General features: G+C 66.6%; 24 protein-coding genes. 15 read left to right on the forward strand and 9 right to left on the reverse strand.

Annotated features, from left to right (window positions below):
- Positions 1–46: 46 nt before the first annotated feature.
- The 5 genes from mnmE to rpmH form a co-directional block, all read right to left on the reverse strand.
- A complete protein-coding gene (gene mnmE / locus FHW78_RS10190; RefSeq protein ID WP_183639832.1) occupies positions 47–1,396 on the reverse strand; it encodes a tRNA uridine-5-carboxymethylaminomethyl(34) synthesis GTPase MnmE in 1,350 nt (449 codons plus the stop codon).
- Positions 1,393–1,602, reverse strand: coding sequence for a hypothetical protein (locus tag FHW78_RS10195; protein ID WP_183639834.1), 210 nt, complete (start codon positions 1,600–1,602; stop codon positions 1,393–1,395). The genes mnmE and FHW78_RS10195 overlap by 4 nt, the downstream gene beginning before the upstream one ends.
- A 98-nt stretch (positions 1,603–1,700) precedes the next feature.
- Positions 1,701–3,419 carry a membrane protein insertase YidC gene (yidC, locus tag FHW78_RS10200; RefSeq protein ID WP_183639836.1) on the reverse strand — a complete coding sequence of 573 codons (1,719 nt, stop codon included), beginning with the start codon at positions 3,417–3,419 and terminating at the stop codon, positions 1,701–1,703.
- A 13-nt stretch (positions 3,420–3,432) separates the two neighbouring features.
- Entirely contained in the window at positions 3,433–3,858 is a 426-nt protein-coding gene (gene rnpA / locus FHW78_RS10205) for a ribonuclease P protein component (protein WP_183639838.1), read from the reverse strand.
- Positions 3,859–3,946: 88 nt separating this feature from the next.
- Positions 3,947–4,087: a 50S ribosomal protein L34 gene (rpmH, locus tag FHW78_RS10210; protein WP_097123437.1), complete on the reverse strand. Its 141-nt coding sequence runs from the start codon at positions 4,085–4,087 to the stop codon at positions 3,947–3,949.
- Positions 4,088–4,373: 286 nt separating this feature from the next.
- On the opposite strand from rpmH, the gene dnaA reads away from it, so the two are divergent.
- The 13 genes from dnaA to FHW78_RS10275 all read left to right on the forward strand — a co-directional run bounded on the left by dnaA (position 4,374) and on the right by FHW78_RS10275 (position 17,616).
- Positions 4,374–5,702 (forward strand): chromosomal replication initiator protein DnaA, encoded by a 1,329-nt coding sequence (dnaA, locus tag FHW78_RS10215; protein WP_183639840.1) that lies wholly within the window; start codon positions 4,374–4,376, stop codon positions 5,700–5,702.
- A gap of 230 nt (positions 5,703–5,932) precedes the next feature.
- Complete coding sequence (gene dnaN / locus FHW78_RS10220; RefSeq protein ID WP_141454943.1) at positions 5,933–7,033, forward strand: DNA polymerase III subunit beta; 1,101 nt, start codon at positions 5,933–5,935, stop codon at positions 7,031–7,033.
- A gap of 130 nt (positions 7,034–7,163) precedes the next feature.
- Positions 7,164–7,535: a VOC family protein gene (locus FHW78_RS10225; RefSeq protein WP_183639842.1), complete on the forward strand. Its 372-nt coding sequence runs from the start codon at positions 7,164–7,166 to the stop codon at positions 7,533–7,535.
- Positions 7,536–7,688: 153 nt separating this feature from the next.
- On the forward strand, positions 7,689–8,774 hold the full coding sequence (gene recF, locus FHW78_RS10230) for a DNA replication/repair protein RecF (protein WP_183639844.1): 1,086 nt from the start codon (positions 7,689–7,691) through the stop codon (positions 8,772–8,774).
- Between the two features lie 125 nt (positions 8,775–8,899).
- Positions 8,900–11,338, forward strand: a complete 2,439-nt coding sequence (gene gyrB, locus FHW78_RS10235; RefSeq protein ID WP_183639846.1) for a DNA topoisomerase (ATP-hydrolyzing) subunit B — start codon at positions 8,900–8,902, stop codon at positions 11,336–11,338.
- 4 nt (positions 11,339–11,342) lie between these two features.
- Entirely contained in the window at positions 11,343–12,152 is an 810-nt protein-coding gene (locus FHW78_RS10240) for a CPBP family intramembrane glutamic endopeptidase (protein WP_183639848.1), read from the forward strand.
- A 76-nt stretch (positions 12,153–12,228) separates the two neighbouring features.
- Positions 12,229–13,035: a M48 family metallopeptidase gene (locus FHW78_RS10245; protein ID WP_183639850.1), complete on the forward strand. Its 807-nt coding sequence runs from the start codon at positions 12,229–12,231 to the stop codon at positions 13,033–13,035.
- Positions 13,036–13,169: 134 nt separating this feature from the next.
- Positions 13,170–14,363 (forward strand): tetratricopeptide repeat protein, encoded by a 1,194-nt coding sequence (locus tag FHW78_RS10250; RefSeq protein WP_183639852.1) that lies wholly within the window; start codon positions 13,170–13,172, stop codon positions 14,361–14,363.
- Positions 14,364–14,526: 163 nt separating this feature from the next.
- Positions 14,527–15,201 (forward strand): energy transducer TonB, encoded by a 675-nt coding sequence (locus FHW78_RS10255; RefSeq protein ID WP_183639854.1) that lies wholly within the window; start codon positions 14,527–14,529, stop codon positions 15,199–15,201.
- An 82-nt stretch (positions 15,202–15,283) separates the two neighbouring features.
- Entirely contained in the window at positions 15,284–16,045 is a 762-nt protein-coding gene (gene exbB / locus FHW78_RS10260) for a TonB-system energizer ExbB (protein ID WP_141454935.1), read from the forward strand.
- A 54-nt stretch (positions 16,046–16,099) separates the two neighbouring features.
- Complete coding sequence (locus tag FHW78_RS10265) at positions 16,100–16,528, forward strand: biopolymer transporter ExbD (RefSeq protein ID WP_183639857.1); 429 nt, start codon at positions 16,100–16,102, stop codon at positions 16,526–16,528.
- Between the two features lie 3 nt (positions 16,529–16,531).
- The gene (locus tag FHW78_RS10270) at positions 16,532–16,942 is read left to right on the forward strand and encodes a biopolymer transporter ExbD (RefSeq protein ID WP_183639859.1); all 411 of its coding nucleotides are present in this window, start codon (positions 16,532–16,534) and stop codon (positions 16,940–16,942) included.
- Between the two features lie 272 nt (positions 16,943–17,214).
- The gene (locus FHW78_RS10275; RefSeq protein WP_183639861.1) at positions 17,215–17,616 is read left to right on the forward strand and encodes a biopolymer transporter ExbD; all 402 of its coding nucleotides are present in this window, start codon (positions 17,215–17,217) and stop codon (positions 17,614–17,616) included.
- A 36-nt stretch (positions 17,617–17,652) separates the two neighbouring features.
- Here the strand turns inward: FHW78_RS10275 and FHW78_RS10280 are convergent, their stop codons facing one another.
- The 3 genes from FHW78_RS10280 to cls all read right to left on the reverse strand — a co-directional run bounded on the left by FHW78_RS10280 (position 17,653) and on the right by cls (position 20,239).
- A complete protein-coding gene (locus tag FHW78_RS10280) occupies positions 17,653–18,426 on the reverse strand; it encodes a pyridoxine 5'-phosphate synthase (protein ID WP_183639863.1) in 774 nt (257 codons plus the stop codon).
- Between the two features lie 31 nt (positions 18,427–18,457).
- Entirely contained in the window at positions 18,458–18,721 is a 264-nt protein-coding gene (locus FHW78_RS10285; RefSeq protein WP_183639865.1) for a hypothetical protein, read from the reverse strand.
- Positions 18,722–18,784: 63 nt separating this feature from the next.
- On the reverse strand, positions 18,785–20,239 hold the full coding sequence (gene cls / locus FHW78_RS10290) for a cardiolipin synthase (RefSeq protein WP_183639867.1): 1,455 nt from the start codon (positions 20,237–20,239) through the stop codon (positions 18,785–18,787).
- 71 nt (positions 20,240–20,310) lie between these two features.
- Between cls and FHW78_RS10295 the strand changes: the two genes are divergently transcribed.
- Complete coding sequence (locus FHW78_RS10295; RefSeq protein WP_183639869.1) at positions 20,311–21,387, forward strand: PA0069 family radical SAM protein; 1,077 nt, start codon at positions 20,311–20,313, stop codon at positions 21,385–21,387.
- A 101-nt stretch (positions 21,388–21,488) separates the two neighbouring features.
- Here FHW78_RS10295 and FHW78_RS10300 read toward each other — a convergent pair whose 3' ends face one another.
- Positions 21,489–22,502, reverse strand: a complete 1,014-nt coding sequence (locus FHW78_RS10300) for a class 1 fructose-bisphosphatase (protein ID WP_183641319.1) — start codon at positions 22,500–22,502, stop codon at positions 21,489–21,491.
- Between the two features lie 92 nt (positions 22,503–22,594).
- On the opposite strand from FHW78_RS10300, the gene FHW78_RS10305 reads away from it, so the two are divergent.
- A complete protein-coding gene (locus FHW78_RS10305; RefSeq protein WP_183639871.1) occupies positions 22,595–23,830 on the forward strand; it encodes a DUF4010 domain-containing protein in 1,236 nt (411 codons plus the stop codon).
- The last annotated feature ends 16 nt before the right edge of the window (positions 23,831–23,846 follow it).

Consider the following 23,846-nt stretch of genomic DNA (forward strand, 5'->3'; position numbering starts at 1 on the left):
CGTGCCCAGCACACGGGATCACGCCCCGTCTGTCAATCTTGTCACCTTATTTGCCGATGCAGAAGGTCGAGAAGATGTATCCCAGCATCTCGTCGGCGGAAATCTTGCCGGTAATCTCCCCCAGCGCGTCGTGCGCCAACCGCAGTTCCTCGGCGGCCAGCTCCAGCATTTCGTGATTCAGTTCACTATTTGCCTGTTCAGCATGCCCGGACGCGCGGTGCAGGGCATCGACGTGGCGGGCCCGGGCGGAGAACTCCCCTTCGCTGCCCTCGCCCGCTCCCTGCCCGGCCAGTTCCCGCAGGCGCGCATGCAGTGCCGGCAAACCCTGGCCGGTCGCGGCTGAAACCGTCACGACCTCCGCATCGGGATCCTCCGGCGCCGTCGGCAGCAGGTCGACCTTGTTGTGGATCCACAACCGGCGCGGCACGTCGGCGACCACGTCGGCCACCGCCGCCGCGCCAGCCTGCACGTCGCGGGCATCGACCACGATCAGGGCCAGGTCCGCGCGCTGCAATTCGGCGCGGGCGCGGCGCATGCCTTCGCGTTCGATTGCGTCGCCGCCCTCGCGCAGGCCGGCGGTGTCGACCAGATGCAATTCCAGTCCATCCAGGCGGATGGTTTCGTGCAGGGTGTCGCGGGTGGTGCCGGCGACGTCGGTGACGATGGCGCGATCACTGCCGGCCAGCGCATTCAGCAGCGAGCTCTTGCCGGCGTTGGGCGGGCCGACGATGACCGTATGCAGACCGTCGCGCAGTTTGCGCCCGCGTTCGGCGTCGGCCAGCAGTTGCCGCAGTTCGGCCTGCGCCTGCTGCAACCCGGCCCGGACCTCGCCGCCGCCGAGCGTTTCAATCGACTCGTCGGCGAAATCGATCGCCGCCTCGACATGCACGCGCAGCCGCAGCAAGCTCGCGGCGATGGCGTCCACCCGGCGCGAGAACACACCGTCCAGCGAACGCCGCGCGGCCCGCGCGGCGCGGGTGTCGGACGCGGCGATCAGATCGGCCACCGCTTCGGCCTGGGCAAGATCCAGCTTGTCGTTGTGGAAGGCGCGTTCGCTGAACTCGCCGGGACGGGCACGTCGGGCGCCGAGCGCGCAGGCGCGATCGACCAGTGCCTGCAGGACCACCGGACTGCCGTGCGCCTGCAGTTCGGCCACGTCCTCGCCGGTGAAACTCGCCGGACCCGGGAACGCCAGCGCGATGCCGTCGTCCAGGATGCCGCCTTCGCCGTCATCGAAGCGCACGTGGTGGGCACGCCGCGCATGCAGCGCGCGTCCGCACATCGCCGCCGCGATGGCCAGCGCGCGCGGGCCGGACAGGCGCACGATGCCCACGCCGCCCGCACCGGGCGCGGTGGCGACGGCGGCGATGGTGTCGGAAGCCGGCGCGGGATTCATTGCAGTTGCCTCAGCTGTTCGCGCGCCGCGTCGGCGGAGGCGCCGGTCGGTTGCAGAACCGGATACGCGCTGATCGCCCCCACGCGAGGTGCGATCCTTGCTTTTCCGATCCCGACCGCCGAAGTGACGTCGTCCTTGTCGCGCGCCACCCGCGTGAAGCCGGACAGCGGCGCCGGCACCGGAGCAAGGAAACAGCGGAATGGCATCGCGGCACGCCCCGTGGAACGGCGGAAAGGTGGTCGCGCATGTTACCCCGGCAAAGAAAAACCCGCCTTGCGGCGGGTTTTCCTCGGAATGGCACGGCTTACTTCTTGGCGGTGGCCGTCGCGGTGGCCGGTTCGCCGTGCCGCTTGGTCATCCACCACTGCTGCAGCAGGCCCAGCGCGCCGTTGGTGACCCAGTACAGAACCAGACCGGACGGGAAGAAGGCCATCATGACGCCGAACACCAGCGGCATGAACTGCATCATCTTCTGCTGCATCGGATCCATGCCCGGCGCCGGCGTCAGCTTCTGGGTCAACCACATCACCAGCATGTTGAGAATCGGCAGGATGAAGTACGGATCCTGCGCGGTCAGGTCCTGGATCCAGGCGAACCACGGCGCCTGACGCAGTTCCACCGATTCCACCAGCACCCAGTACAGCGACAGGAAGATCGGCATCTGCACGAGGATCGGCAGGCAGCCGCCCATCGGGTTGATCTTCTCCTTCTTGTACAGCTCCATCATGGCGACCTGGAACTTCTGCTTGTCGTCGCCGTAGCGTTCCTTCAGCTGCTGGATGCGCGGCTGGAACTTGCGCATCTTGGCGAAGCTCTTGTACTGCGCCGCCGACAGCGGATACAGCGCCAGCTTCACCAGCACCACCAGGCCGATGATCGACCAGCCCCAGTTGCCCAGCAGCGCATGCAGGTGCGCCAGGATCCAGAACAGGCCCTGGCCGATCAGATCGAAGATCTGGAACTGGCTGTAGTCGACCGCGCGGTGCAGGCCCGGCACGTTCTCGGCCTTGATCTTGTTGACCAGTTTCGGGCCCACCCACAGCCGCGCGCTGGTGGCCACGGTCTGGCCCGGCGCGACGTTCAGCGGATCGGCCATGTCGCGGATCAGCGGACGCGGGCCGGTGGCGTACCTGGGCTCGTCCAGCGAGATGGTGGTGTGATCGGCCGCCTGCGGAATCCAGGCGGTGAAGAAGTGGTGCTGGAGCATCGCGATCCAGCCACCGGTGCCGCGCCAATCGACGCGGCCATCGGCCACGTAGTCCTCGTCGAACTTGCGCCGCTGGTAGCTGCCGTCGTACCAGGTCGCGCCGCTGAAGCTGAAGGATTCCGGGTTGGTCATGCCGCGCTTGACCAGCGGCGGGTTGCGGGTCAGCTGGCGATAGATCGCACCCTGCCACGGCGTGCTGCCGCCGTTGACCACTTCGTCGCGCACGGTCAGCGCGTATTCGCCGCGCTTGAGCGTGTAGACGCGGCGGATGGTCACGCCGTCCGGACCACGCCAGATGAAGGGCGCGGAAATTTCATTGCCGCCCGCCGCCAGCGCGAAGGCGGTGCCGGCTTCCGGCACGAAACCCTTCTCGTGATTCGGCGCGGCGCGTGTTCCACCGGCGGGCACCCAGCCGCTCTCGGCGACGTAGTAATGCGCCGGATCCTGGTTGAACAGCTTCACCGCCGGGCTGCCGGGGCGCTTGTCCTGCGGGTAGTGCAGCAGTTCGGCTTCCAGCACGCTGCCGCCATCCAGGGTCAGTTTCAGCACATCGCTGCTGATGGTCACGCGCTGGCCGGCCGACGGCGCGGCGGCAACGGCGGCCGGGGCCTCGACCGCAGCCGGCGCCTGCGGGACCGTACTGCCGGGTTGCGCAGCGGGCGCCGAGGCGGGCACGGTGCTGCCGGACTGCGTCGCGGTGGTGGCCGCCACGGTGGGCGCAGCGACGGCGGGCGCATTGAACTTGCCCCACTCCATCCACAACAGGATCGCCACCATCAGCCAGGCGAAAATCAGGAAAACACGGGTCTGGTTCATCGGACAGGCAATCTCAACCGGCGTCGGGTTCCGGTGTCGTGGAGGGAGAAGAGGGGGAATTCAAGGCCGCCGGCATTGTGCCTACCGTCGCTGGCGGCGGCAATGCGCCGGCGCGGGTCAGCACGCGGAGGAAGGTCGCGCGCAGCTGCGCATTGCTGGCGGTGGCGGCCGGCGGTCGCGCAACCACGACATAGTCGCCGCCGGGCAGCTGCGAACGCAGGCTGCGGAACTGTTCGCGCAGCTGGCGCTTGATCCGGTTGCGGCCCACCGCGCGGCGATCGACCTTGCGGGAAACGGCCATGCCCAGCCGGGCCGGCTGCTCGCCGGCCAGCCAGTGCAGGCTCAGCAACGGATCCGAAGTACGGCGTGACTGCTCGAACACGCGCGCATACTCCGCGCCCGTGCGGACCCGGGCGTGGCGTGGAAATGCTGCGCTCATGACAGCAAGAAGCCCGCACCGTTCAGTGCGGGCTCCTGGCAAGGGCATCGCATGATTGATGTCTCGGCCGCGAATTGCGGCAAAGCCATCAGGCGGTCAGGCGCTTGCGGCCCTTGGCGCGGCGACGCGACAGGATCTTGCGGCCGTCGGCGGTCTTCATGCGGGCACGGAAACCGTGGTCGCGCTTGCGCTTGAGATTGCTGGGTTGGTAAGTGCGCTTGGTGGCCATGGGGCCCTCGTGCGGGTTTGCGGATGGAAAGAACCGGAAATTCTATAGGTATCCGCCGGTTACGGTCAACACCGGCGAAGAAGATCGAAATGGGCCGCGCAAGGCCCCGCGCCGGAAGGGATCGCCGCCGGTCCATTCATCCACATCTTATGCACAGGAACCATTGGCGCGGCCGGATGGCGGTGGTAGTCTGGCCGACCCCTTCTTTACAGGCTCCCGTCCACGCAATCGCGTGGCGCGGACGCCGTGTTTTCCACACCTTATCAAGAACGAGTTGTTTCACGCGATGGATGCCTGGCCCCGCTGCCTTGAACGCCTGGAAGCCGAATTTCCGGCAGAGGATGTACACACCTGGTTGAAGCCGCTGCAGGCCGAACAGCGCAGCGATGCGGTGGTCCTGTACGCGCCGAACGCCTTCATCGTGGAACAGGTGCGCGAGCGTTACCTGGACCGGATCCGGGAGCTGCTGGACTATTTCGCCGGCCACGCCGAGGTTTCGCTGGAGATCGGCTCGCGCGCCCGCGCGCCGGAACCGGCCAGGCCGGCCGCCCCCGGCCAGGGAATGCCGGCCGTGGCCTCGGCCGAGCCCTATGCCGGCAACCTGGATACCCATTACACCTTCGACAATTTCGTCGAAGGCCGCAGCAACCAGCTGGGCCGCGCCGCGGCCTGGCAGGCGGCGCAGAAGCCGGGTGACCGCGCCCACAACCCGTTGCTGCTGTACGGCGGCACCGGTCTGGGCAAGACCCACCTGATGTTCGCCGCCGGCAACGAGATGCGTCGGCAGAACCCGAACGCGCGCGTGCTCTACCTGCGTTCGGAGCAGTTCTTCAGCGCGATGACCAAGGCGCTGATCGAGAAATCGATGGATCAGTTCAAGCGCCGCTTCCAGCAGGTCGACGCGCTGTTGATTGACGACATCCAGTTCTTCGCCGGCAAGGACCGCACCCAGGAAGAGTTCTTCCACACCTTCAACGCGCTGTTCGACAGCCGCCAGCAGATCATCCTGACCTGCGATCGCTATCCGCGCGAAGTGGAAGGGCTCGAGCCACGATTGAAATCGCGCCTGGCCTGGGGCCTGTCGGTGGCGATCGAACCGCCGGATTTCGAGACGCGCGCGGCGATCGTGCTGGCCAAGGCGCGCGATCGCGGCGCCGAGATTCCCGACGAGGTCGCGTTCCTGCTGGCCAAGAAGATGCGCAGCAACGTGCGCGATCTGGAAGGTGCGCTCAACACCCTGGCCGCGCGCGCCAACTTCACCGGGCGCGCGATCACTCCAGAATTCGCCCAGGAAACCCTGCGCGATCTGCTGCGCGCGCAGCAGCAGGCGATCAGCATCCCCAACATCCAGAAAACGGTCGCCGACTACTACGGACTGCAGATCAAGGATCTGCTGTCCAAGCGCCGCACGCGCTCGCTGGCGCGGCCGCGACAGGTCGCGATGGCGCTGGCCAAGGAACTCACCGAGCACAGCCTGCCGGAAATCGGCGACGCGTTCGCCGGCCGCGACCACACCACCGTGCTGCATGCCTGCCGCCAGATCCGGAGCCTGATGGAGACCGATGGCAAACTCCGCGAGGATTGGGATAAGTTGATCCGTAAACTCAGTGAGTAAGCGGCCTGCTCCCTTGTGGACAAACTGTGGCTGGAATTTCCGCCAAAATTTATCCACAGGTTTCAGTGCCCTTCCCGAGGGGCTTGTCCACGGGGTTGGATCTGTCGGAAAATCGTTGTGATTCAAATGTTTGTGATGGTTCCCCACTGAAATCGGCGAAACCATCACCACCAGTTTTTAAGATCTTTCCTTCTTTTTAGAAGCACAAGGCACAAGGGGCACCCACCGACATGCGTTTCAGCCTTCAGCGCGAAGCATTCCTCAAGCCGTTGGCCCAGGTGGTCAATGTAGTCGAACGGCGGCAGACCCTGCCGGTCCTGGCGAACTTCCTGGTGCAGGTGCAGAACGGGCAGCTGTCGCTGACCGGCACCGATCTGGAAGTGGAAATGATTGCGCGCAGCGCGGTCGAGGACGCGCAGGACGGCGAAACCACGATCCCCGCGCGCAAGTTGTTTGAAATCGTCCGGGCCCTGCCCGATGGCAGCAAGGTCACCGTCAGCCAATCGGCAGACAAGGTCACCGTGCAAGCCGGGCGCAGCCGTTTCACCCTTGCCACCCTGCCCGCCAACGACTTCCCGTCGGTGGATGAAGTCGAGGCGACCGAGCGCGTGGACGTGCCAGAGGCGACCCTGAAGGAACTGATCGAGCGCACCGCGTTCGCGATGGCGCAGCAGGACGTGCGCTATTACCTCAACGGCCTGCTGTTCGACCTGGCCGACCGCACCCTGCGCTGCGTGGCCACCGACGGCCATCGCCTGGCCCTGTGCGAAGCGCAACTGGAAGGCTCGCCGCTGTCCAAGCGCCAGATCATCGTGCCGCGCAAGGGCGTGACCGAGCTGCAGCGCCTGCTGGAAGGCGGTGATCGGGCGCTGGAACTGGAAGTCGGTCGCAGCCACATCCGGGTCAAGCGGGACGATGTCACCTTCACGTCCAAGCTGATCGATGGCCGTTTTCCGGACTATGCCGCGGTGATTCCGATTGGCGCGGATCGCGAGGTTCTGCTGGATCGCGAAGTCCTGCGCGCGGCGCTGCAACGCGCGGCGATCCTGTCCAACGAAAAGTACCGCGGCGTGCGGGTGGAAGTTTCGCCCGGCCAGCTGAAGATCAGCGCGCACAACCCGGAACAGGAAGAAGCCCAGGAAGAAATCGAAGCCGACACCAAGGTGGACGGACTGGCCATCGGCTTCAACGTCAACTATCTGCTGGATGCGCTCAGCGCCCTGCGCGACGAGCAGGTCGTCATCCAGCTGCGTGACGCCAACTCCTCCGCCCTGGTGCGTGAGGCCAGCAGCGAGAAGTCCCGCCACGTGGTCATGCCGTTGCGCCTCTGACATCTGGTTTCACGTGGAACACGAACAGCGCCCGGCTTGATGCCGGGCGTTTTCGTTGGCGAGTCCCGTCGACATTCCCTGGGAGCCCAGGGCGCTACGGTGTCGATTCCCGAGTCCAGCGGAGGCCACCATGCACCGGAGCAGGCTTGGCAATCTCGTCATCGATTGCCGGACAGACGATCTCCCAGCTGCGGCGGAGTTCTGGAGTGCCACGCTCGGCCTGGCTCTGCCGGGGGATTGGGAAGGCCGTTTCATCCGGCTGCGGACGCCGGCGGACGACGTGCGGGTCATTCTCCAGCAGGTCCGCCATGCCCCCCGCGTCCATCTGGACCTGGAGACGGATTCGATCCCGCTGGAAGTCCGTCGGCTGGAACAGTTGGGGGCGGTCCTGGTCAGCCGGCAGGCCGAATGGGTGGTCATGCAGGCGCCCAGTGGGCACCGTTTCTGCGTGGGCAAGCCCTACCGAGGTGGATTCGACCGGAACGCGCATGTCTGGCCCTGATGCGATGGCCCCATTGCGCATCCGCCCCGGAATCGGGGGCGCCGGATCCCGGTAAGATCCCTGCATGCCCTCCCGCACCTTTCCGCCAACGCCGGCGGCTTCCTGGTTTTCGTTCCCTGTTTCCAGCCCCCGTCCGGCCGGAGCGGTGTCCCTGTGCATGTGACCCGATTGACGGTGGCAGGGCTGCGTCGGTTCGAGCAGGCCAGCCTGCAGCCGGGCCCGGGCCTGAACCTGGTGACCGGGGACAACGGTGCGGGCAAGACCAGCCTGCTGGAGGCGTTGCACGTGATGGCCTATGGCCGGAGCTTTCGCGGCCGGGTCCGGGACGGGTTGGTACGGACGGGAAGCGAGGCGGTCGAGATTTTCGTGGAGTGGGAGGAAGCCACGGCCGTCCGGCCGCGCCGGGCCGGCCTGCGCCACAGCGGCCAGGCCTGGACCGGCCGGTTGGATGGCGAGACGGTCGGCCAGCTGGGCGAGCTTTGCGCGGCATTGGCCGTGGTGAGCTTCGAACCTGGCAGCCATGCCCTGGTCACCGGGGGCGGGGAGCCCCGCCGGCGCTTCGTCGATTGGGGCTTGTTCCACGTGGAACAGGACTTCCTGGGACTGTGGCGCCGCTATGCCCGCGCCCTGAAGCAGCGCAATGCCCTGCTCAAATCCGGAATCGGCGGCGCCCAGCTGGACGCCTGGGACCATGAGCTGGCCGAATCCGGTGAACCGCTGACCCAGCGGCGGCTCGGATATCTGGAGCAACTGCAACCTCGCCTGAGCCGGATGACGGCCGAATTGGTCCCCGGGCTGGGCCGGGCCACCCTGGAGTTCCAGCCCGGCTGGCGCCGTCACGAACTGTCCCTGGCCGATGCCCTGCTGCTGGCCCGGGACCGGGATCGCGCGGCCGGCCATACCTCGGTGGGGCCGCATCGTGCCGACTGGCGGGTGGACTATGCCGCCTGCCCCGCCAGGGAAGCGCTTTCGCGCGGCCAGGCCAAGCTCACCGCGCTGGCCTGCCTGCTCACCCAGGCCGAGGACTATGCGGCGCGGCGCGGCGAGTGGCCGGTGATCGCCCTGGACGACCTGGCTTCCGAACTGGACCGCGGACACCAACGCCGCGTGCTGGAACGCCTGCTGGGCAGTGGTGCCCAGATCTTCATCACCGGCACCGAGCCTCCAGCCGCATTGGAGGAAATAGGCGTCAGCCCAACCCGGTTCCACGTGGAACACGGCCGGCTGTCCCCTGTCTGACGCCGCCGCGCGGCGGGGCCGGGTCCGCCGGGGTGCTATAATTTCGCTTCGTATCCCTATAGCTGCGTGCCTGCCCGGCGTTCCCCGGTCCGGCACCAGTGGCTATGCAGCCGACCACGAAGCGAATGACCGACGAAACGATTCCTGCACCGAACGGCAATTACGACTCCAGCAAAATCACCGTCCTTCGGGGCCTGGAAGCGGTCCGCAAGCGGCCCGGCATGTACATCGGCGACGTGCACGACGGTACCGGCCTGCACCACATGGTGTTCGAAGTCGTCGACAACTCGATCGACGAAGCCCTGGCGGGCCATGCCGACGACGTGATCGTGAAGATCCACGAGGACGGCTCGGTTTCGGTGTCCGACAACGGCCGCGGCATTCCGGTCGACATCCACAAGGAAGAAGGCGTTTCGGCGGCCGAAGTCATCATGACCGTGCTGCACGCCGGCGGTAAGTTCGACGACAACAGCTACAAGGTTTCCGGCGGCCTGCATGGTGTCGGCGTGTCGGTGGTCAACGCACTGTCGAACAAGCTCACCCTCGATATCTGGCGCGATGGCTTCCACCACGAGCAGGAATACCACCTCGGTGAGCCGGTGTATCCGCTGAGGCAGCTGGAAGCCTCGAACAAGCGCGGCACCCTGACCCGGTTCTGGCCGTCGGCGGAAATCTTCACCGATGTCGAGTTCCACTACGACATCCTGGCCCGCCGCCTGCGCGAACTGTCGTTCCTCAATTCGGGCGTGAAGATCACCCTGATCGACGAGCGCGGCGAAGGCCGCCAGGACGTGTTCCAGTACGAAGGCGGCATCCGCAGCTTCGTCGAGCACCTGGCCCAGCTGAAGACCCCGCTGCACCCGAACGTCATCTCGGTGACCGGAGAAACCAACGGCATCACCGTGGACGTCGCCCTGCAGTGGACCGACGCCTACCAGGAAACGATGTTCTGCTTCACCAACAACATCCCGCAGAAGGACGGCGGCACCCACCTCGCGGGTTTCCGCGCGGCGCTGACCCGCACCCTCAGCAACTACATCGAACAGAACGGCATCGCCAAGCAGGCCAAGGTCAACCTGTCCGGCGACGACATGCGCGAAGGCATGATCGCGGTGCTGTCGGTGAAGGTGCCGGATCCCAGCTTCTCCTCGCAGACCAAGGAGAAACTGGTCAGTTCCGACGTGAAGCCGGCCGTTGAGGCCGCGTTCGGTGCACGTTTGGAGGAGTTCCTGCAAGAACACCCGAACGAGGCCCGCGCCATCGCGGAAAAGGTCGTCGACGCCGCCCGCGCCCGCGAAGCCGCGCGCAAGGCCCGCGAACTGACCCGCCGCAAGGGCGCGCTGGACATCGCCGGCCTGCCCGGCAAACTGGCCGACTGCCAGGAGAAGGATCCGGCGCTGTCGGAACTGTTCATCGTCGAGGGTGACTCGGCAGGCGGCTCCGCCAAGCAGGGCCGCAACCGCAAGAACCAGGCGGTGCTGCCGCTGCGCGGCAAGATCCTCAACGTGGAACGCGCGCGCTTCGATCGCATGCTGTCCTCGGCCGAAGTGGGCACGCTGATCACCGCGCTGGGCACCGGCATCGGCAAGGACGAATACAACCCGGACAAGCTGCGCTACCACCGCATCATCATCATGACCGACGCCGACGTGGACGGATCCCACATCCGCACGCTGCTGCTGACGTTCTTCTACCGGCAGATGCCGGAACTGATCGAGCGCGGCCACGTCTACATCGGCCTGCCGCCGCTGTACAAGCTCAAGCAGGGCAAGCAGGAGCTGTACCTGAAGGACGACGCGGCACTGAACGTCTATCTCGCCAACAGCGCGGTGGAAGGCGCTTCGCTGATCCCGGCCGACGGCGAACCGCCGATCGCCGGCGAAGCGCTGGAGAAGCTGCTGCTCGCCTACGCCAACGCGCGCGAAGCGATTGCGCGCAATGCGCACCGCTTCGATTCGCAGCTGCTCGAAGCGCTGATCGACGCGCCGGCGCTGGATGCCGCTTTCGCCGAGCGCAACCAGGACCAGCGCGCCGATCTCGACGCGCTGGAAGCCAAGCTCAACCGGGGCCGCCTGGGCAGTCCGCGCTATTCGCTGCACCTGCAGTCGGCCAACGAACAGCGTCCAGCCGCGTTGCTGTCCACCCGCCGGCACATGGGCGAGGAACTGACCCAGGTGCTGCCGCTGTCGGTGTTCGAAACCGGCGAACTGCGCGCGCTGCGCGAAGCGGCGGATCTGCTGCATGGCCTGGTCCGCGAAGGCGCGACCATCGTGCGCGGCAACAAGACCCAGGCGATCGAAGGTTTCGCCCAGGCGCAGGCCTGGCTGCTGGAGGAAGCGAAGAAGGGCCGCAGCATCCAGCGCTTCAAGGGTCTCGGTGAAATGAACCCCGAGCAGTTGTGGGACACCACGGTCAATCCGGATACCCGTCGCCTGCTGCAGGTGCGTATCGAGGACGTGGTGGCCGCCGACCAGATCTTCAGCACGTTGATGGGTGACGTGGTGGAGCCGCGCCGCGACTTCATCGAAGCCAACGCGCTGAAGGTCGCCAACCTCGACGTCTGATCCGATGCCGGACGCGCCGGAAACAGGGCTGTCTTCGCCGCCGCCATTGCGGCCGCTGCGTTCGGCCCTTGCCGGCTTCTGCGCCGACACCGCGCTGGCGCTCGTCATCACCGTCGTGCTGATGCTGGGCGCCGGCGTTTTCTGGGGCGTCGCGCGTGCCATCCAGTTGGCTGCCGCGGGCGCCGAGCAAGCTGAAATCACGGCCGCGCTCGAAAGGCCCGACGCGGTCGTGCAGATCCTGATCGCGCTGTTCTCGATGGGCAGCGCGGCCCTGCTGCTGTACTTCTGGCGGCGTCCCGCCAGCGCGCAGGAACGCCGGCATTCGCAATGGGCGGCGCGCCGGACCGGCACCTGGGTCGCGGTGGTCGGCGTGGCGGTGCTGACGTTCCTGTCCAGCAGCCTGGCGAGCTGGCTGGGAGAACGGATGGGGGTGCCGCCGAATCCCAGCAACCTGGCGCCGATCCAGGACCTCTCCCAACACCATCCCTATTTCATGATGGCGTTCGCGGTGCTGCTGGCGCCGCTGTACGAGGAACTGCTGTTCCGGCGCGTGCTGTTCGGCGGCATGTGGCAGGCCGGATATCCGGTGCTGGGCATGATCCTCAGTGGCTGCGCCTTCGCGCTCGCGCACGAGGCGCCCGGACTCAACGGCAACGGCGCGGCGGCCACGACACTGCTGCTGGTCGTTTATGCCGGCATGGGCGTGGCCTTCGCCTGGCTGTATCGGCGCACGGGCACGCTCTGGGCGCCCATCGCCGCCCATGCGCTGAACAACGCCCTGGCCCTGGGGGCCATGCAGCTGGCTGGTGGCTGACTGCCGCGCCCGGTTGACGGAATGTTAAGACGGCCTTGCCGACACTAAACGCGGTTCCGCACTGGAGTGCACTGCCATGAAACCCTGGTTGCTCGCCGCCGCCGTCGCGACTTTGCTGGTCGCCTGCGCCACCACCACCTCGCCCACCGGCCGCACCCAGGTGGTGGGCGGCATTTCGCAGCAGCAGCTGGATCAGCTGGGCGCCCAGGCCTTCGCCGAGACCAAGGCCAAGGAACCCGCCAACCGCGACGCGAAGCAGAACGCCTATGTCACCTGCGTGGTCAACGCGCTGGTGCGCCAGCTGCCGCCCGCGCAGCGCTCGGTTGCGTGGGAAACGGCGGTATTCGTCGACAAGGAACCCAATGCCTTCGCCCTGCCGGGAGGCAAGGTCGGGGTGAACACCGGCATCTTCACGGTCGCCAGGAACCAGGATCAGCTCGCCGCGGTGCTGGGGCATGAAATCGGCCATGTCATCAGTCGCCACCACGAGGAGCGCATCACGCGCCAGATGGGCACGCAGACGGGCCTGAGCATCCTTGGCGCGCTGGCCGGCGCCAAATACGGCCAGACCGGCATGGATGCGGTCAGCCAGTTCGGCAGCCTGGGCGCGCAGGGCCTGATCCTGCTGCCCAATTCCCGCACCCAGGAAAGCGAGGCGGACGTGGTCGGCCAGCGGCTGATGGCCCAGGCCGGCTTCGACCCCCGCCAGGCGGTCAATCTGTGGGAAAACATGATGGTCGCAGGCGGCGGAAGGCCGCCGCAGTGGCTCTCCACCCACCCGGACCCGACCAACCGCATCCGCGAACTCCAGCGCGATGCCCCGGCGCTGATCCCCACCTACGAAGCCGCCCGCAAGGCCGGAAACATCCCCCGCTGCGGCTGAGAACGCCAGGGTATTGCTGCCCTGCAGCAACAAAAACCTTACCTGTTTCACCGAAGTTTCTGATAGCTTTTCCGGCCCCGGAAGGATCCGACCGCCCCCGATAGACTTCTGCCGTCCGCTTTGAGGTGACCCCCATGCTGCATCGCAAGTCCAGACACGCCCTGCTTTCCTTCGCCATCATCGGCCTGCTGGGCGCAGGGGTTGCCGCCGATGCCGTTGCCCAGATGAACCGCGACGACAGCAGTTCGATGCGCCGGCAGAAGAAGGAAAAGGTCGAAATCAGGTATCCCGAAGCGACCCGCCAGGAGCCGAAGGAAAAGGCGTCGGCCAAGATGCAGAACCAGCTCAACAAGCTGTTCAAGGCCTACGAGAAGGAAAACAACGAAGACGAGACGATGACGCTCGTCAACGAGATCATCGCCAGCGACAAGGCCAACGCGTACGACAAGTCGGTCGCCGCGCAGATCGGTGCGCAGGCCGCCTACGGCAAGGATGATGCCAAGCTGGCCAAGGACTATGCGAACAAGGTCCTGGAGTTCAACGGCCTGGACAACAACAACCACTACCAGACGATGTTCTTCCTGGCCCAACTGCAGATGCAGGACGACCAGTTCAACGAAGCGCTGGCGACGATGGACAAGTTCTTCGCCGAGACCAAGTCGCAGAAGCCCGAGGAACTGGTGGTCAAGGGCAACATCCTGTATCGCGCCGAGCGCTACGCCGACGCGATTCCGTTCCTGAAGCAGGCCGTGGAAGGCTCGCCGGAACCGAAGAACGAATGGCTGCAGATCCTGATGGCCAGCTATGCCGAAGCCGGCCAGAACGACGCCGCCGTCAAGCTCGCCGAACAGCTGGCCGCCAAGAGCCCGACCGACAAGAAGGCGCAGATGAACCTGGCCTCGGTCTACCTGCAGGCCGACAAGACCGACCAGGCCGCCGGCGTGCTGGAGAAGCTGCGCGCTTCCGGCCAGCTCACCGACGATCGCGAGTATCGCCAGCTGTACAGCATGTACGCGAACATGGACGGCCGCGAAAAGGACGTCATCGCCGTCATCAACGAAGGCCTGCAGAAAGGCGTCCTGAAGGACGACTACCAGACCCAGTTGGCGCTGGCCCAGTCCTACTACTACTCCGAGCAGATCCCGCAGGCCATCGAGGCCTGGAAGAAGGCCGCGCCGCAGTCGCCCAACGGCGAAACCTACCTGAACCTGGCGCGCGTGCTGTGGCAGGAAAACCGGATCCCGGAGGCCAAGCAGGCCGCCAAGTCCGCACTGGACAAGGGTCTGAAGAAGCCCGAGGACGCCAAGAAAATCCTGGCCCTGCCCTAACGGGAAACCAATAAACCGACGGCCAGAAACATCGAAAAAACGATGGTTTTGGCACCACGGAATGGTATAAGCTGAGAGTTCCCCCTGCCAAAAGTCAGGTGGGGGGAAACCAATACGACGCGGACGTTGCGGCGTCCCGCACCAACCTTGAGTTCATTGGCGCATGGCTGAACAACTGGTCATCAATAGGTATCGGGAAGAGGAAGAGGACAAGAGCCTCAACTGGCCCCGGATCATCGGCATTGCCTTCGTGATCGCGTTGCACGCGGCCGCGCTGCTGCTGCTCCTCATTCCGGCTGTGGCTCCGCCGGCGGAAAAGGAAGAAACGCAACGTACCTCCGTGGTGATCGTTGACGCACCGCCTCCCCCGCCGCCGCCGCCGCCGCCGCCGCCCAAGCAGGACACGCCGCCGCCGCCGGTCAAGAACCTGGCGCCGCCGAAGCAGACTCCGCTGCCGCCGCCGCCGGAAGCGCCGCCGGTCGAAGTGTCCGAGCCGCGTCCGACCGACGTCTACCAGCCGCCGGCTCCCCCGGCGCCGCCGGCTCCGGTCGCCGACATCGGCGCCAGCGTGGACATCTCGTCCAAGAACATGAACCCGCCGCGCTACCCACCGTCGGCCGCCCGCGCCGGTATCGAAGGCACGGTCATCCTGATCATCGACGTGGACGCCAGTGGCAACGTCACCAACGTCTCCGTCGAGAAGTCCAGCCGCAACCGCGACCTGGACCGCGCGGCGATGGAAGCCGCCCGCAAGTGGCGCTTCAATCCGTCCGTCGTCAACGGCCAGAAGGCCGCCGGCCGCGTCCGCGTCCCGGTCGACTTCAAGATGGGCGGCTGATCGGCCGCCCCTCGCGAGTTACTCCATCCGTTTCGTCACCCGCAACACCCTCAATCAACACTCTTAAATAAAGGTAAGCGTCATGCTGCAGGAAACCATCATCGCCGCCGCAGCCGGGGGCAACAACGCCGCGAGTGCCCTCACCAACATGGGCTTCGAGCACCTGATCACCGAAATGGTGCAAAAGCCCGGCGAGTACGCCGTCTCCTGGGCAGTGCTGCTCATCCTGGTCGCGATGTCGGCCATGTCCTGGTACTGGACCGTCATCAACTCGCTCAAGAGCGTGCGCCTGAAGGGCCAGGCCGACCGCGTCGTCAGCACCTTCTGGGAAACCCCGAACGCGCAGGACGCCATCCGCCTGATGGAAGAACAGCCGAAGAACGAGCCGTTCTCCAAGATCGCCCTGGACGCCGCCCAGGCCGCCGCCCACCACCAGCGCGCCGAAGGTTCCAGCGCCGGTCTGGGTGAAGCCCTGAGCCGTTCCGAGTTCGTCGACCGCGCCCTGCGCCAGGCCGTCACCCGCGAAAGCGCCAAGCTCCAGAGCGGCATGACCCTGCTCGCCACCGTCGGTGCGACCGCCCCGTTCGTGGGTCTGCTGGGTACGGTGTGGGGCATCTACGGCGCCCTGATCCGCATCGGCGCCACCGGCCAGGCTTCGATCGACGCCGTTGCCGGCCCGGTGGGTGAAGCGCTGATCATGACCGCCATCGGTCTGTTCGTCGCCATCCCGGCCGTGTTCGCCTACAACTTCTTCAGCAAGACGAACAGCTCGACCATCTCCAAGTTCGATACGTTCGCCCACGATCTGCACGACTTCTTCGCCACCGGCTCGCGCGTCCGCTAAGCCGCAGGCAACAGCAGTCCCACGCACATCGACTAGCATTGACGGAGCCCGAAAATGGCTTTCAGTAGTGGTAATAGCAGTGGCCCGATGGCCGAGATCAACGTCACGCCCCTCGTGGACGTGATGTTGGTGCTGCTGATCATCTTCATCATCACCGCGCCGCTGATGTCGCATAAGGTGAAGATCGAACTGCCCGAGGCCAACCTCGTGCAGAACGAAGAGGACAAGAAGGCTCCGCCGGTTCCGCCGATCACCATCTCGGTGAAGGAGGATGGCTCGCTGTATTGGAACGACGAGAAGATCGGCAAGGAAATCCTTGAGTCGCGTCTGTCCAGTACGGCGCAGCTGCAGCCGCAGCCCAAGCTCAATCTGCGTGGTGATCGCACCACCAAGATGCGCACGATCACCGAGGTGACGAAGATCGCGCAGGGCCAGGGCATGCTGGACATCGGCTACGTTGCCACCAAAGAGAAGGGTCAGTAAGCCATGGCATTCAGTAGTGGTGGAAGCAAGGGCCCCATGGCCGACATCAACGTCACGCCCCTCGTGGACGTGATGCTGGTGCTGTTGATCATCTTCATCGTGACCGCGCCGATCATGACCTACCCGATCGACGTGGCCCTGCCGCAGCGCGTGATCAACCCGCCGCCGCAGTTGAAGGAACCGCCGCCGCCGATCGATCTGCGCATCGATGCGGGTGGCTCGGTTTACTGGAACAACTCGCCTGTCAACGTGCGCGATCTGCAGCAGCGCATGGAGCAGGAGATCCAGCGTGATCCGACCAACCAGCCGGAACTGCGCATCGACGCGAACCCGGACGCCCAGTACGACGTGATGGCGAAAGTACTGGCCGCGGCCAAGAACGCTCAGATGCAGAAAATCGGTTTCGTGCAGTAGTACGCATAGACGCAAACCTGTTGAACGCCGCCTTCGGGCGGCGTTTTTTTTGGCCGTTCTCCGCGGAAGCTAGTCCTTGTAGGAGCGACGTCAGTCGCGACCGGAATCCAGCATCTGCTCACGGCGTCCTTTCGCCCGCATGGGGTTGGCTCCACAACCAACCAAGCTTCCCGGTCGCGACTGACGTCGCTCCACGGCGCGTTCCCACCCTCTTGCCAGGAGGCAACAGGCAGGCGTAGCGTGGAGTCGACCCGACGCGAAAGGAGTACGCCATGGCTTTCTCCGCAACCGCACGTCCCTCCGCCCTGGCGGAGATGAATGTCACCCCGTTGGTCGATGTCATGCTGGTCCTGCTGATCATCTTCATGGTGACGGCTCCGCTGCTCTCGCGGCCACTGGACCTGTCCCTGCCACAGGGCAGGGATACGCCCTCGCCCGACAAACCCAGCATCCTCAGTCTGGATGTCGCCGCCGATGGCACGTTGCGGCTGGACGATCGTCCGCTTTCGGCGCGGGATCTGCGCGTGCGCCTGGACGATGCGCTGCGCAGCGACCCGAAGACGGTGCTGACCCTGAGCGCTTCGCCCGATGCGGACTATCAGCAAGTGGTTACCGCCCTGGCCGAAGTCCGCGCCAGCGGGATCGAGCAGGTGTCCTGGCGCGGGGAGCGCTGATTCGCGGTCGGTTGCCCTGAAACGGCCAGGCGAACCTCAGTGGTTCGCCTGCGCCGCGTGTACCGATTCGAGGATGGCCAGGTAGTTCTGAACCGTGCGGTGCAGGCCCGCGTACAGCGCCTCGCCGATCAGGGCGTGGCCGATGGAGACTTCGAGGACGCCGGGCACGGCTTCCAGGAATTCCTGCAGGTTGGCCTGGCTGAGATCGTGGCCGGCATTGACTCCCATGCCCAGCGAGCGCGCCAGGCGCGCCGTCTGGATGCAGTGCGCCAGTTCCGCCTCCGCGTCGCCAGCGGCCATCGCCTCGGCGAACGGTCCGGTATAGATCTCGATGCGGTCGGCGCCGATGGCGGCCGCCTTTTCCAGGGAAGAACAACCGGCGTCGACGAACACGCTCACGCGGCAGCCGTAGGATTTCAGCTCGGCGACGAGCGGCCGCAGGCGCTCGCCGTCACGATCGAAATCGAAACCGTGGTCGGAAGTGATCTGGCCGTCGCTGTCGGGAACCAGGGTCGCCTGGGCCGGACGCGCCTGTTCGCACAGGGCCAGGAAACCCGGATAGCCCTCGCGCGGCGGCGCGAACGGGTTGCCTTCCAGGTTGAGCTCCACCTGGCTTTCGCGGGTCAGCTCGGCCAGTCCGTGGACATCATCGGCGCGGATGTGGCGCTGGTCGGGCCGCGGATGCACGGTGATGCCATGCGCGCCGGCATACAGGCAGGCGCGGGCGGCGCGCACGACATCCGGCTCGCTGCCGCCGCGCGAATTGCGCAGCACCGCGATCTTGTTGACGTTGACGCTCAGGAGGCTCATGCCGGCTTCCCTGCGGAACAAGGTTCGCCTCTCACAGCGGGGGTGGTCCCGGCGGCGGCACCGTGCCCTGCTTGCGCGCCTCGGCCAGTTCGCGCAGGCGACGCAGTTCGGTGGGGTCGATCATGTGCGATTCGTCGCGCTGGCTGTCGCCCATCCGTGCGGCGTACCAGCCGACGATCCATGCGACGAACAGGCCCAGCGACGCGATCAGGCCGACCACCATCAATGCGGTGGACGTGGTGCGCATGGACAGCACCAGCGCGCCGGCGGCGAACAATAGATAGAGCCAGTGCATGACCGTCCCTCCCCTGGATGGCGGGAGTTTACAACGCCCGGCGATGGCGTGAAGCGTTGCGGATCACAACAGCGGGGAGGTCAGTCGCGCCAGCGCCTCCGGCAGGCGGTGCCGCCACAATGACCGCCGACGTTCCGGGCTGACCGGCCTCGAGGATGCGAATTCACCCTCCAGCAACTGCGCCAACTGGCCGGCCAGGCCGCGGTCGCGGAACAGCATCGAGATCTCGAAATTCAGCCGGAAGCTGCGGTGATCGAAGTTGGCGCTGCCGATCAGGGCCAGGTTGTCGTCGCACAGCAGCGCCTTGCTGTGCATCATGCGCGGCCCGTATTCGTAGACCTTCACGCCGGCGGCCAGCAGTTCATCGAAATAGGAACGCGCCGCGTAGGTGACCAGCCGCGAGTCGCTCATCCGCGGCACCAGCAGGCGCACGTCCAGTCCGCCCAGCGCCGCCGAGGTCAACGCCATCCGCGCCGCCTCGCCCGGGACGAAATAGGGCGTCACCAGCCATACCCGCGACTTCGCTTCGTGGATGGCGGACACGTAGGTGCGGTGGATCGGCTCCCAGGACGAATCCGGTCCCGATACCAGGGTCTGCGCCGCGATGCCGCCCTCGATGCCGTTGTCGGTCGCATGCCACAGGCGCGTGCCCTGGAAATCCTTGCGCTTCTGGCCGGTGGCGTACACCCAATCCTCGACGAACACCTGCTGCACGCTGCGCACCACGTCGCCTTCCATCCGCAGGTGCAGATCCCGGTAGGCATCGGGCCGCAGCGATTCGTCTTCCTCGTCGGTGATGTTGATGCCGCCGGTGAAGGCGATGCGGCCGTCGACCACCACGATCTTGCGGTGGGTGCGCAGGTTGACCCAGGGACGGGTGAATGGCCGGAACCGGGTCGGGTGGAACCAGGCGCTCTCGCCGCCGGCCTCGTGCAGCGGCTGGAGGAAGCGCCGGCCCACCTGCGAGGAGCCGACCGCGTCCAGCAGCAGCCGCACCTTCACCCCTTCCCGCGCCTTGGCGATCAACGCTTCCAGCAGGCGCTGGCCGCAGCGATCCGGGTTGTAGATGTAGTACTCCAGATGGATGTGGTTGGTGGCCTGGCGGACCGCGTCCAGGATGGCTTCGTAGGTCGCCGAGCCGTCCACCAGCAACTGCACCGAGGTGGCGGTGGACGGCGGCAGGCCGGTGGTGGTCTGGGCCAGCATCGCCAGTTCGGTGCAGCCCTCATCGACCGGGCAGAACGTCTCGTAGGTATCCATTCCCGTGCGTGACTGGTGCCGGCGCAGCTGCTGGCGCTTGATCTTCTGCGGCCCCAGCAGGAAGTAGATCAGGTAGCCGATGTAGGGCAGCAGCGACAGCGACAGCACCCAGCTGAGGGTGGCGACGGGCTCGCGCTTCTGCAGCACGATCCAGCCGCACAGCGGGATCAGGTAGAGCAGCCAGGCGGCGGTGAGCCAGCGGTTCAGGTGCGGGATGGACAGGAAGGCATCCCACCAGGCGTGCAGGGTTTCCAGCATGGCGAGATTCTATGCGGTGTTGCCCATGCGGTGTCGCCGCCGCTGAGACGCCGGCGGCGTAACCTGCATGGATGGGCGAGATGATCAAAGGCCGCGGTTCCACGGGACACCTGCCCGGCCGGTTCGCCGTGACCACGGCGCAGGCCGAGGACGACGGTTGGCACGAGCGGGACCGCGAGGACGAGATCGCGTCCTCGCCGGCGACCCGGGTGACCGAGGAGCGCGCACGCAGCATCATCAGCCGCAACCAGTCGCCGGACATTCCGTTCCAGCAATCGCTCAATCCCTACCGGGGCTGCGAGCATGGTTGCTCGTACTGCTTTGCCCGGCCGAGCCACGCCTATCTGGACCTGTCGCCCGGCCTGGACTTCGAGACCCGGATCTTCGCCAAGACCAACGCGTCGGAACTGCTGCGCAAGGAGTTGGCGAAGCCGGGCTACCGGTGCAGCCCGATCGCGCTGGGCATCAATACCGACGCCTACCAGCCGACCGAGCGGAAACTGGGCCTGACCCGGCGCATCATCGAGGTGCTGGCCGAAACCCGGCATCCGTTCTCGCTGATCACCAAGAATGCGCTGGTCGAGCGCGATCTGGATCTGTTGGCGCCGATGGCGCGCGAACACCTGGTGCAGGTGTATTTCTCGATCACCACCCTGGACAACCACCTGTCCGCGCGACTGGAACCGCGGGCGTCGGCGCCGCATTCGCGCCTGCGCGCCGTGCGCCGGCTGAGCGAGGCCGGCATTCCGGTCGGGGTGATGTTCGCGCCGGTGATCCCCTGGGTGAACGATGCCGAGCTGGAAGCGGTGCTGGAGGCGGCGCGGGATGCGGGCGCCGATTCCGCCGGCTACGTGCTGCTGCGCCTGCCGCACGAGGTATCGCCCCTGTTCCGTGACTGGTTGCAGACCCACCTGCCGCAGCGCGCCGAACACGTGATGAGCACCATCCAGCAACTGCGCGGCGGCAAGGATTACGACGCCCGCTTCGGCAAGCGATTCAGCGGCGACGGGGTGTATGCGGAGCTGTTGGCGCGCCGCTTCGACCTGGCCTATCGGCGACTGGGTTTCGATCGGCGCAGGCACCAGGGACTGGATGTGCGCAAGTTCGTGCCACCGCGGCCGCCCTCGCCGCAGGGGGAGCTGTTCTGAGTGGCCAAGGCATTTGTGGGAGCGACGTGAGTCGCGACCGTATCAATCCCGTCCCCGGAAAGTATCGCGACTGACGTCGCTCCCACAGGTCAGGTGCGGGATCAGCGGGCTTCGAGGTGATACCGCGCGGCCGCTTCCACCTCGTTGCGCGAGCCCAGGAACACCGGCACGCGCTGGTGCAGGTGGTCGGGTTGCAGATCGAGGATGGATTCGCGCCCGGTGCTGGCCGCGCCGCCCGCCTGCTCGACCAGCATGCCCATCGGATTGGCCTCGTACATCAGGCGCAGCTTGCCCGGCTTGCCGGGTTCCTTGCGATCCCAGGGATAGATGAAGATGCCGCCGCGGGTCAGGATGCGATGCACGTCGGCGACCATGCTGGCGATCCAGCGCATGTTGAAATCCTTGCCGCGCGGGCCTTCCTTGCCGGCCAGGAGGTCGGTCACGTAAGCCTGCATCGCCGGCTCCCAGTGACGCTGGTTGGAGACGTTGATGGCGAACTCGCGGGTGTCCTCCGGGATGCGCATGTCGCGCTGGGTCAGGACGAACGCGCCCTGTTCCCGGTCCAGGGTGAAGGCGTGGGTGCCGTGGCCGGTGGTCAGCACCAGCATCGTGCTGGGCCCGTAGATGCAGTAGCCGGCAGCGACTTGCCGGCGTCCCGGCTGGAGGAAATGCTCGTCGCCCGGCCGGCTCACGCCCTCGGGGCTGCGCAGGACCGAGAAGATGGTGCCGACCGAGACGTTGACGTCGATGTTGGAACTGCCGTCCAGCGGATCGAACAGCAGCAGGAAGCCGCCGCGCGGATAGGCGTCCGGGATCGGCTGGCTGTGCTCCATTTCCTCGGAGGCGCAGGCCGCCAGGTGGCCGCCCCAGGCATTGGCCTCCAGCAGGATGTCGTTGCTCAGCACGTCCAGCTTCTTCTGCGCCTCGCCCTGGACGTTGCCGGTGCCGGCGTCGCCAAGCACCCCGCCCAGCGCGCCCTTGCTGACCGCGATGGAGATGCTGGTGCAGGCCCGCGCGACCACCGCGATCAGCTGGCGCAGTTCGGCGTCGATGCGGCCGGCGCGCTGTTCCTCGATCAGGTAGCGGCTGAGGGAAACGGTATGGGCGGTGGGCATGGGCATGGCAGGATGGCGGGCGGAAGAACCGCGCATTGTCCGGACATTGCGGACCAATGCAAGACCAATTTCATGGATCCCGAGGGCACACCTTGATTCCGACCCCCCCGGCGGTATGGCTTTCCCTGTCTTCGGCGCTGGGCCTGGGCCTGCTGATCGGCCTAGTCCGCGAGCGCGCCGGGGGCGAGGCGCGCGCCATCGCCGGCCTGCGCACCCACGCCCTGACCGCACTGGGCGCGGCGGTTGCCGCCCAGCTTGGCCTGCCGGTGCTGCTGGTGATTCTGGCCGGGGTGGTGGTCCTGGCCGCCCTGGCCTACCTGGGCACGCGCGACCACGATGCCGGCCTGACCAGCGAGGTCGCCCTGCTCCTGACCGCCCTGCTGGGTGCGCTGGCGATGCAGTCGCCGCCGCTGGCGACCGGACTGGCGGTGGTCGCTGCACTGCTGCTGTACGCCAAGGAGCCTCTGCACCGGTTGACCCGCCAGGTGCTGAGCGAACGCGAGGTGTTCGACGGTTTGCTGCTGCTGGCCTCGGCGCTGGTGATCCTGCCGATCCTGCCGGACGAGGCGATCGGTCCGTTCCAGGCCATCAACCCGGCGACCCTGTGGAAGCTGGTGGTGCTGGTGATGGCGGTCAGCGCGCTCGGCCATGTCGCGCTGCGCCTGATCGGCAACCGCTGGGGCCTGGCCGCGGCGGGATTCTTCGCCGGCTATGTGTCCTCCACCGCGGCGGTGATCGGTTTCGGCCAGCGGGCGCGGGAAACCCCCGCGCTGCTGTCCTCGACGGTGGCTGCGGCACTGCTCTCCAACCTGGCGTCGTTGAGTCTGTGCGTGCCGATCCTGTGGGCGGTGTCGCCGCCGCTGGTCATCGACCTGTGGCCCGAGCTGGCCGCGATCGGCGCGGTGTTGCTGGCCGGCGGCCTGCTGGGCCTGCGCGCGGGACGCGACGATCCCGCCGCGCCGCCGACCGCGGAAAGCCGGATGTTCCGGTTCGGACAGGCGCTGGGATTCGCGCTGGTGGTGGCCGTGCTGACGTTCGTGTCGGCCGCGCTGGCGGCATGGATCGGGCCGCGTGGCGCGATGGCCGCGGCGGTGATCTCGGCGACCGCCGAATTGCACGCGGCGGTGGCGACGCTGGCCAACCAGTTCGCCCGCGGCGGCCTGAGCGACATCGAGGCGCGCTGGCTGATGCTGGCGCTGCTGGGCGCGAGCCTGGCGACCAAATCGGTGATCGCCTGGATCAGTGGTGGCGCCGCCTACGGCATGCGCGTCGCGGCTGGATTGCTGGCCGCGCTGGCGGCGGGGTTGGCGGTGCTGGTGTTGACCTGAGCGGGGAATTCCTTAC

It is taken from the genome of Pseudoxanthomonas sp. OG2 (assembly GCF_014192765.1).
GTDB classification, from domain to species: domain Bacteria; phylum Pseudomonadota; class Gammaproteobacteria; order Xanthomonadales; family Xanthomonadaceae; genus Pseudoxanthomonas_A; species Pseudoxanthomonas_A beigongshangi.